A 9253-nucleotide genomic window follows, 5' to 3' on the forward strand; every position below is an offset into this window, starting at 1 on the left:
GCCGCGCTCCTCGTCCGCGACATCGGCGAGGCGCGTGTCGGCACCCGCGGGGAGCGGCTGCTCCACGAGGGAAACGCCAACTGCACGGCAGGCCGCAAGATTTTCCGCGAACACGGCGTCGTCCCATGCCTCGTTTGCGTCGGCGATGAGTGTCGCATTGGGCGCACCGCGACGCACTGCGGCGATGCGTTCCGCGTCGCCGGCGCCGCCGAGCTTCACCTTGAGAAGCGGCCGATTGCTTGCGGCGCGCGCGGCGGCCTCCATCGAAGCGGGATCGCCGAGGCTAAGCGTGTAGGCGGTGATGGCCGGTTGAGGCGCGGCGATGCCCGCAAGCTCCCACGCGCGCTTGCCCGCAAGCTTTGCTTCCAGATCCCAAAGCGCGCAGTCGAGCGCGTTACGCGCCGCACCGCCCGGCAGTAGCGTCAGGAGATCGGCCCGCGTCGCCCCGCCCGCGATCGCTTCGGCGAGGCTTTCGATTTTCGCCGCCACCCCTTCGACGGTTTCGCCGTAGCGCGGATAAGGCACGCATTCACCCCGCCCACGCGCGCCGCCATCCTCGACCGTGGCGACCACCACGCGCGCTTCGGAGCGACTGCCCCGCGAGATCGTGAACGCCCCCGCTATGGGCCAGCTTTCGATGGCGACGGAGAGCTTGCGCATCGCACTAGCCCACCTTCGCCGCGCCGCGCGTCAACGGAAAATCCGCCGCGATGCGATCCACGATAGAGCCGACGCCGAAGCGGATCGGGTCCGCTGCGGGGAGGAAATGCTCATCCTGAAGCCGCTTCAGATAGTCGGTCGCGGCCTTCTCGTCGAGCGCCTGCGTGTTCACGGAAATACCGATAGGCCGGATGCTCGGATTGGTGAGCGCGCCGAGGCGCACGGTCATGTCGATCACCTCGCGGATCGAGGGCAGCGGGTGCGCAACGTTGCGCATCGTCTTGCGCGTCGGCTCATGACAGACGACGAACGCATCGGCCTGCGCGCCGTGCAAAAGGCCCAGCGACACACCCGCGAAAGACGGATGGAACAGCGAACCCTGCCCTTCGATCAGATCCCAATGGCTGATATCGGCGGCGGGCGAAATCCATTCCACTGCGCCGGAAATGAAATCCGCCACCACCGCATCGATGGCGACGCCGCGCCCCGAAATGAAGACGCCCGTCTGCCCCGTCGCCTTGAAGTCGGCGTCGAAGCCCCGCGCGCGCATCTCCTTTTCAAGCGCCAGCGCGGCGTATTTCTTGCCGACCGAGCAATCGGTGCCGACGGTGAGAAGCCGCATGCCCGAGCGCTTGGTGCCTTTGCCGACGGCGAAACGCTGATCCGAATGACGGACGTCGAACAGCTCGCGGCCGCATTCGCGCGCGGTTTCCGCAATCGCGGGGATGGACGACAGCCGCACATGCAGCCCGCTCGCCACGTCGAGCCCGGCCGCAAGCGCCTCCTGGATGACGCCAATCCAATGCTCGGGCAGCACGCCGCCCGCGTTCACCACGCCGACGATCAGCGTCTTCGCGCCCGCGTCGGCGGCCTGCTGAACGGTCATGTCAGGCAGGCCGGTGTCGGCCTCGCAACCCGGAAGGCGGAGTTGGCCGAGACACCAGTCGCGCCGCCAGTCCACGATGCCTTGCGCGGTCTTGGCCGAGAGCTGATCGGAAACGTCGCCGAGAAAAAGGAGATACGGATGGCGAATGAGCATGGAGCGCCCCTGAGAAATTTGATGCGGGATCATAGTCTTTAGCACGAAGGGTGCCAAGCCGCACGAAGTGGTGACAAGCCGCACGAGAAGCGCCAGGCGGCACGAGAACATTGGAGGCCGGGCGACGCCGTGCAGGGATCGATCAGTCGTCACACAGGGCACAGGTGGTGCGCGCGTATGGTCGTTGAAGGCTCGGCGAATGCCGGTGCGCCATGCAAGGTACCGGTCGAGGGTACCGCGGAGCATCATGCTTTTCCGGCGCTCCGCATTCGCGCACATTTGAGCGGCTTGCCGCCTCAGAGCGATCCATCCGAGGGGAGCGGGCTACAGCGTCGTGCCCAAACAAGAAGCGGCACGACGCTGCAAGTTTCAGTGGTCGATCAGCTTCTCTGCGTCAAATCGAGTCCGATTTCACGCCAAGCCGATCTAGAACTTCACCGTGACGGCTGCGTTGAACGAACGGCCGACGCCTGCCACCGCGCCGTATTCCGCGCCCGACGTCGCCTTGAAGTCGGCATAGTCGAAGCCGCCGAGCGGCTGGTAATAGAGCTTGTCGAATACATTCTCCACTGCGAGATCGAAGCGCACATTGCCCCAGAGGTAGCTCGTGCGCAGGTTCAACAGCGCATAGCCCGGCGTCTCGAATTCGTTGCGCAGGCTCTGCACCTGATCCTTCGATGCGACGAGTTGCAGTTCCGCCGTGCTCGACCAATTGCCAAGGCTGTGCGTAAGCGCGGCGCGCGCGTTGAGCGGCATGATGCGATAGAGGTTCTCGCCGTCCGTCCGCTCGCCTTCCACCCAGCCGATGGTACCGTTCACGCCGAACCGCCCATAGTCGGCGCTCGCCCAGAGCGGAGCCTTGCCCGAGACGTTCACGCCGTAGAGTTCCGCGTCGTGGTTCGCGAACTGGAACTGGCGGAACTTTCCGTTCTGAAAGTTCGACGTTGTGAAGATCTTCAGGTAATTTACGTCGATGAAATCTTCGACGTAAGAGTAGAACGGCGTGACCTTCACTTCATATTCGCCCGCTGCGCCCGCGCGCCACGCGGCCGTGGCGCTAACGGTGTGCGCGACCTCCGGATCGAGATCGAGATTGCCGACATAGCCGTTGCCGTCGCCAAACCAGCCGATCATGGTGCTAGCCATCATGCCCTCGCCCCATGAATAGCGCTCATAGAGGTTCGGCGAGCGGGTCTTGCGGGCGTAGCCGAATTCGTAAGTGCTGGCAGCGCCGGGCTCGTAGCGGGCAAGCGCCGTCATGTCGAAGTTAACGTCGGTGCGGGCGTGGTCGCGCTTGTTGAACGCTGTGGCTGCTGCTATGTCGTCAGCTTGCATCATCGACGTCCAGCTATAAGGCCGAACGTCGCCGGTATCCATCCACACGATGTCGTTGCGCGCGCCGATGAGCGTGCTCCACTCGGGCGTCCATTTGCGCTCCCACTCCGCGAAGGTGCCGACGCGGTTGCGCTTGCCGCCGTTGATGTTCTCATAGGTGTCCGGCCCCATCATCGCCATGCCAGCAACCGGCGGCCACCAGTCATCGAGCGTCTGGCCGTGGAACTCGTTGCCGATGCGCACCTTGTCGCGCGGCGAGGTGAGGATTTCCGTCTTCACCGAATAGCCGAAGTCGCTGCCATCGGTGTTCATCGGCATATTGCCGCCCTTGTCGGCGAGGAAGTTCATCTCGTGCAGCGTGCGCTGGTAATACGCGCGTGCATCGAGCGTACCCCAGCCGTAATGCTGGAGAGCGCGGGCGTTGACCGACCAGCCCTGATTGTCCGTCAGGTCCATGCGCTGATTGACGAAGCCCTGATACGGGATCTTCTGATAGGTGCCTTCGAGCACGTACAAATCGCGGCCGTCGCGCGCGGTGAGCGTGAGTGCGTGGTTGCCCGCCTCATATTCGGTGGAGCGGACTTCCTCGCCGCCGCCGCGTTCGTAGTTGCGCGATTGGCTCCACGCGCCGTTATAGGCGATGTTCAGGTTCTGCGTCGCCGCCTCGGCATGCATCGCGCCGCCAAAGCCGTCGCCGTTGCTGCGGTAGAAGGTCGAGAGCGTCGCCGCTGTCAGCACTTCGCCCGGCACGGTCGCAAAACCGGCGGCCGCGCGCTCGACCGAGATCGTACCGCCGATCGAATCGCCGCCCTTGCTCACCGGCGCAAGCGCCGTATTGACCTCCACCTTGCCGATGGCCGACGGATCGACATAGGACAGCGCCGGGTTCATGCGGTTCGCGCAGGCCGACGTGATGAGCATACCGTTGAGTTCGGTGCGGATGCGCTCATCGCCGAGGCCGTTGATGGCGGGGAGCGCCGAGACGCCGCCGCCCGTCGCCACGGCCACGCCGGGCGCTGCGGTCAGAAGCGCGGCTGCGTCGCGTTCGCCGGGACGCGCTTCGGTCAAGGCCGCGCCGGAGAGGACCGTTCCCGACAAGGGCTTCGCCAGCGTTTGCGGCTCCGGCTCGGCGATGTCTTGCGGCACGGGCTCGGCCGCGCGGTTGGCCTCGGTCGAAGGCGTGGCCTTCTTCTTTCCGGGCTTCTTTGCCTTTTCCGCGGTTACCACAACGGGCGGCAGAGTGGGCGTATAGTCCGTTGATTGGGCAACGGCCTGCTCTGCGCACAGCCCCGCTGCCGCGGTGCCAAGCACCGCGATGATGACTTTCGACATGGATATTCCCTCAAGTGCAAGAATCGCGCGCGCGGCGGCCCCACGGCCGGGATGCGCGTCAGTAGCAATCAGGCTTGCAGGGAGGGAGGAGCGCGACTTTGCTGTAGTCGAACGTCTGTCGCCGCGTGGGAACTATGAAGGGGAAGCACTGGAAGGGCAGCGCCGAAAGCAGACGGCACGGACAAGGGAGGCGCTTCGGCGGGCGGCAGCGCGTGCGCGAATGCGAGGCCAAGACAGATGAGGCAGGTTTTCGGCGCGCCCGGCGCTTTCTTTCCATGCTCCGCGCCTGCGCCGTCGTCTCCAGCCTCGGAGCGACACAACGCGTGTTCGTCGTAAGCCTCGGCAGCCGCCAGCTGTTCCGCCGCCGCAACCGCCTCGCCGAAAACGACGAGATGGTGGCGCGCGAGCGTACCGGCATGCAAAAGCACGCCGATTATGGCTAACGAGCAAATCCAATGCCTTGAGCGCATGTCCCCACCGTGCCCAAATCGCTGGGGAGACGTTATCGATTTCGGAAGTTACAGTGCAAAGAAATAGAGTGGTGCATAACATGCGACAGAATATCGCACGCGATGCACCACCTTGGAACAAGAATAGATCTATTTGGCGTGATGCTGCCAGTTCTTCAAAACTTCATCAACTGCGCGTGATGAGAGATCGAGCGTTACAGCAAATACCCTGCCGTCATCCGGGTCGCGCACGACATGAAAACCTAATTCGCGGCACATTTGCAGCATGCCCGTATTCTCATCCAGCACGCTACCGTAAAGCTGTTTCAAGCCCTCCTCGCGCGCATAGCCGATGAGCTGCCGCATCAGCACCCAGCCCAGCCCGCGCCCCTTGAGATCGGAGCGGATCAGCACGGCGTACTCGCCCTTCTCGTAATCCGGATCGGCGAAGAAGCGCGCCACGCCGAGCATCTCCGATGCGCCACCATCTGCGGCGGGTCGCACGGCGATGAAGGCCATCTCCCGCGCGTAGTCGATCTGCGTCAGTCGGGCGAGGAAATGATGCGAGAACTGCCGCACCGGGCTGAACAGACGAAGGCGCAAGTCCTCCGGCGTCACATGGCTCATGAACGACGGATAGAAATGTTCGTCGTCCGGGCGGATCGGGCGAACCGTGACCGGCGTGCCGTCGAGCAGCGTCTCGTGCTCCTCCCACCGCACGGGATAGGGCCGGATCGCGCATGGCACCGGCTTGTGCTCTGCCGGGTCGACCACCTTGATGCGGGCGTCGAGCGCGATCATGCCCTTCGCGTCGATCAGGAGCGGGTTGATGTCGAGTTCGCGGATGGCGCGATGCTGCACCGCGAGCGACGACAGCTTCACGAGGCAAAGCGCCAGCCCGTCGAGATCGACAGGCGGGCGGTCGCGGAAGCCTTTCAGGAGCTTGTAAATGCGGGTCGAGGCGATGAGATCGCGCGCGAGCTTGAGGTCGAGCGGCGTCAGCGACATTGCCGTGTCGCCGATGGCCTCGACGCCCGTCCCGCCCGCGCCGAACAGAATCACCGGGCCGAAGGTCGGGTCCGTCGTGATGCCAAGGATGAGTTCGTAGGCGTTCGGGCGGCGCACCATCGGCTGCACGGTGACACCTTCAAGGATCGCGTCGGGCCGCGCTTCGCCGATGGCCTTCAGCATTTGGTGCGTGGCGGTTTCGACCGCTTCGGCCGACATGAGATCGAGACGCACACCGCCGATGTCGGACTTGTGCGACAGGTTGCGCGACAAGATTTTCACAACGACCGACGGCGACTTGCGCAGAAGTTCGGCCGCCGCCTCGCCCGCTTCTTCCGGCGTCCTCGCGACGAGCGTCGGTACGGTCGGGATGCCATAGGCGGCGAGCACGGCCTTTGCCTCCGGCTCCGTCATCAGGTCGCGCTTTTCCGCGAGCACGCTTGCAATCTCGGCCTTGACCGTATCTGCATCGAAGACGAGGTCTTCAGGCAGCGCGGGCGGCGTCTGCATCAGTTCGGTCTGTGCGCGGCGGTAATGGACGAGGTGCATCATGCCGCGAACCGCCGCGACGGGCGTCTCGTAGGACGGGATCTTCGCCGCAGCGAACGCATCGCGGATGCCGGTTTCGTCGTGCCGCGCGAGCCAATTGGCGATAACGGGCTTGTTTCTGCCCTTCGCGCGCATCTCCTGCACGGCCGCGACGACCGCCTTTGCGCCGTCGAGCGACGAAGCGAGAGCCGTCGGGCAATTCATCACGAGGACTGCGTCCGCATTCGGGTCCGCGAGCACGGCATCGAGCGTCGCGCGGTAGCGATCCGGCCCGGCGTCGCCGATGATATCGACTGGGTTGCCGCGCGACCATGTGGGCGGCAACGCTGCGTCCAGCGCGTCGATCGTCTCGGGAGCGAGCGTCGCCAGCGTGCCACGGAAATCGGTCAGGCTGTCCACGGCGAGAACGCCCGCGCCGCCGCCGTTGGTGACAATGGCCACGCGGTCGCCCGGCATTGCCGGCACATAGGCGAGCATCTCGGCGGCGTCGAACATGGCATCGAGGTCGGTCACGCGCAGCACGCCCGCGCGCCGGAGCGCCGCGCCATAGACGTTGTCGGACCCGGCAAGCGCGCCGGTATGCGATGCGGCGGCTTTCGCGCCTTCGGGATGGCGGCCCGCCTTGATAGCGATCACGGGCTTCACACGGGCGCAGCGCCGCGCCGCCGACATGAACTTCCGCGCATCGCCGACAGATTCGATATAAAGAAAGACGGCGCGGCTCGTCGTTTCGCCCGCGAGGTAGTCGAGCATGTCGCCGAGGTCGACGTCCGCAGCATCGCCGATGGACACGACATGGCTGAACCCGACGCCTTCGACGGACGCCCAGTCGAGCATCGCGGTCGTGATCGCGCCCGACTGCGAGACAAGCGCCACGCTACCCGCCTTACCCAGCACCTGAGCGAAGCTTGCGTCGAGCCCAAGGCGCGGCACCTGCATGCCGAGGCAGTTCGGGCCGATGATGCGCATGAGATGCGGGCGCGCCGCTTCAAGCATACGCTTGCGCAGGTCGCCGGAAACGCCCGCCGTGATGACCACCGCAGCGCGGCACCCCTTGCGGCCGAGTTCCTCGATGACGCCCGGCACCGTTTCGGGCGGGGTCGCGACGACGGCAAGTCCCGGCGCGTAGGGTAGCGCGTCGATTGATTTGAAGCAGGGGTGGCCGAGGATTTCCGCGCGTTTCGGGTTGATGAAGGCGATTTCGCCCGTGAATCCGCCCTTCAGCAAGTTTTCGGCCACATGCTTGCCGATTGATCCCTGGCGTTCGCTGGCCCCTATGAGGACCACATTGGCCGGATTGAAGAGGAGATCGAGATTGCGGATGGTCATAAGTGGCACTCCGTCGAGGCTCGGTCAAAAATGGCATGACCGAGCAGCCGCGAGTGCCGTCTTCGAGGGAACTCGGTACCACTCAGCCATCGATAAACCCGCTAGCAGCGCGTGCGCGCGGAAGAGCTGGGCCCTTTCGCCTGCGCAGGCCGTGACGGTAAAGGATACGTTGCGCGGCACCAGGGTTGCCCACGCGCCTTATCTCACACTTTGGCAAGCGACGCATATGTCGAACTGGTAACAAACGTGATGAGCGGCGTTTTGGGTGGCGTGACGGACGCAAGGCAAGGGTCGGCCGTGCATCAATCGCCTTCCGCGCGGTCGAGCCGTTGAAGCGCGAAAGGCACCGGAGCCCTCACGATCGGATTTCAACGCACTCCGATGGTTGGCTCGGGGCTTCAGAATTGGACGTTATTGACGACCCACGAACCGGCGGCGGCGGTCGCGCCTGCGATGAGGATCGGCGGCAGCGCGCGCATGAAAACCTGAAATAGCGTCATGATCGCCGCGAACGCCTTTTCACCGGCGGCCAGAAGCTCCCGTGCCGCTTTCGAGATGAAATAGAAGACGATGGCGGAACTTCCGAGCAGGATGATCACCTTGGATCCGGGCATGTCGCCGAGCTTGTCCCATGGCACCGCGAGAATCTGCGTCAGGCACCATTGCCACGCCGAATTTGCGACGCGCGCAATCGCGTAAACGCTATCCTGGATCAGTTGCAGAATCTGGACGATAACTTGCATAGCTCAAGCTCATGTTGTTTCGGTGTCCCGGAAACGATGTGGATTATGCGCCAATAAACATGTGGCGAGCTTGCGCGCTCGCGCCGTCGAAGGCGCGCGACGTGCGGTGTGAGCGCGCAATTTTCGCAGCCAGAAACTCGCTGCCCGATTTGCGGTTTATCCCGTTATCAAAGCAGGAACGCTGACGGCACAAAGAGTTGTCTTCCGTCGGATTTCTTCGAGTCCCATCTTCACAACATGCGGGCGGAGGCGCTACCATAGGGGCATGGCAACACGACACGGTCACATCGGCTGCTTGAAAAGCCACGGTTATCTCGACGGGCAGTTCCTCATTGCGATGCCGTCGACAACGGACTCGCGCTTTCATCGGTCGGTGATCTACGTCTGCGCCCATTCCGAAGAAGGCGCGATGGGGTTGATCGTCAACCAGCGCGCCTCGCACATCACGATGCCGAAGCTTTTGGAACAGCTCGACATCCCCATGAGCTGGTCGCGGCCGACCTCCATTCGCATGGACGCCATGGCTGTCCATCTCGGCGGCCCCATCGACATCAGCCGTGGCTTTGTGCTGCACAGCTCGGATTATTTCGTGGCCGATGCAACGCTCCCGATCAACGGCGGCGTTTGCCTGACCGCGACGGTGGACATCCTGCGCGCTATCGCCAGAGGACGAGGGCCGAACAACGCCATTTTGGCCCTTGGCTACGCAGGCTGGGAACCCGGTCAGCTTGAGCGCGAGATCCAGGAAAACGATTGGCTCAATTGCCCGGCCGATCCAGATATCATCTTCGACAACGATCTCGACACGA

The 9253-nt window shown here is 64.1% G+C and carries 7 protein-coding genes; 2 read left to right on the forward strand and 5 right to left on the reverse strand.

Features of this window, described 5'->3' with window-relative positions; translation table 11 throughout:
• The 3 genes from T281_RS14150 to T281_RS14160 form a co-directional block, all read right to left on the reverse strand.
• Positions 1-660: enolase C-terminal domain-like protein (locus tag T281_RS14150; protein WP_037240601.1), on the reverse strand; the 660-nt coding region annotated here is incomplete at its 3' end.
• A 4-nt stretch (positions 661-664) separates the two neighbouring features.
• A complete protein-coding gene (dgcN, locus tag T281_RS14155; protein WP_037240587.1) occupies positions 665-1699 on the reverse strand; it encodes an N-acetyltransferase DgcN in 1035 nt (344 codons plus the stop codon).
• 426 nt (positions 1700-2125) lie between these two features.
• The gene (locus T281_RS14160) at positions 2126-4366 is read right to left on the reverse strand and encodes a TonB-dependent receptor (protein ID WP_037240590.1); all 2241 of its coding nucleotides are present in this window, start codon (positions 4364-4366) and stop codon (positions 2126-2128) included.
• A 134-nt stretch (positions 4367-4500) separates the two neighbouring features.
• Between T281_RS14160 and T281_RS14165 the strand changes: the two genes are divergently transcribed.
• Entirely contained in the window at positions 4501-4809 is a 309-nt protein-coding gene (locus tag T281_RS14165) for a hypothetical protein (RefSeq protein WP_037240594.1), read from the forward strand.
• A gap of 156 nt (positions 4810-4965) precedes the next feature.
• Here the strand turns inward: T281_RS14165 and T281_RS14170 are convergent, their stop codons facing one another.
• Positions 4966-7701, reverse strand: coding sequence for a bifunctional acetate--CoA ligase family protein/GNAT family N-acetyltransferase (locus T281_RS14170; RefSeq protein WP_037240596.1), 2736 nt, complete (start codon positions 7699-7701; stop codon positions 4966-4968).
• Between the two features lie 398 nt (positions 7702-8099).
• Complete coding sequence (locus tag T281_RS14175) at positions 8100-8444, reverse strand: hypothetical protein (protein WP_037240598.1); 345 nt, start codon at positions 8442-8444, stop codon at positions 8100-8102.
• Positions 8445-8709: 265 nt separating this feature from the next.
• Between T281_RS14175 and T281_RS14180 the strand changes: the two genes are divergently transcribed.
• Positions 8710-9253, forward strand: a 544-nt coding sequence (locus T281_RS14180) for a YqgE/AlgH family protein (protein ID WP_052037518.1), incomplete at its 3' end; no start/stop codon positions are given.

Origin of the sequence: Rhodomicrobium udaipurense JA643 (assembly GCF_000636015.1) — a bacterium.
In the GTDB taxonomy this organism is placed as follows: domain Bacteria; phylum Pseudomonadota; class Alphaproteobacteria; order Rhizobiales; family Rhodomicrobiaceae; genus Rhodomicrobium; species Rhodomicrobium udaipurense.

What these genes read in the sequence shown, in the direction of transcription:
- T281_RS14160 (WP_037240590.1), bottom strand. Translation starts at nt 4,366, where the DNA reads ATGTCGAAAGTCATCATCGCGGTGCTTGGCACCGCGGCAGCGGGGCTG.
- T281_RS14165 (WP_037240594.1), top strand. Translation starts at nt 4,501, where the DNA reads ATGAAGGGGAAGCACTGGAAGGGCAGCGCCGAAAGCAGACGGCACGGA.
- dgcN (WP_037240587.1), bottom strand. Translation starts at nt 1,699, where the DNA reads ATGCTCATTCGCCATCCGTATCTCCTTTTTCTCGGCGACGTTTCCGAT.
- T281_RS14170 (WP_037240596.1), bottom strand. Translation starts at nt 7,701, where the DNA reads ATGACCATCCGCAATCTCGATCTCCTCTTCAATCCGGCCAATGTGGTC.
- T281_RS14175 (WP_037240598.1), bottom strand. Translation starts at nt 8,444, where the DNA reads ATGCAAGTTATCGTCCAGATTCTGCAACTGATCCAGGATAGCGTTTAC.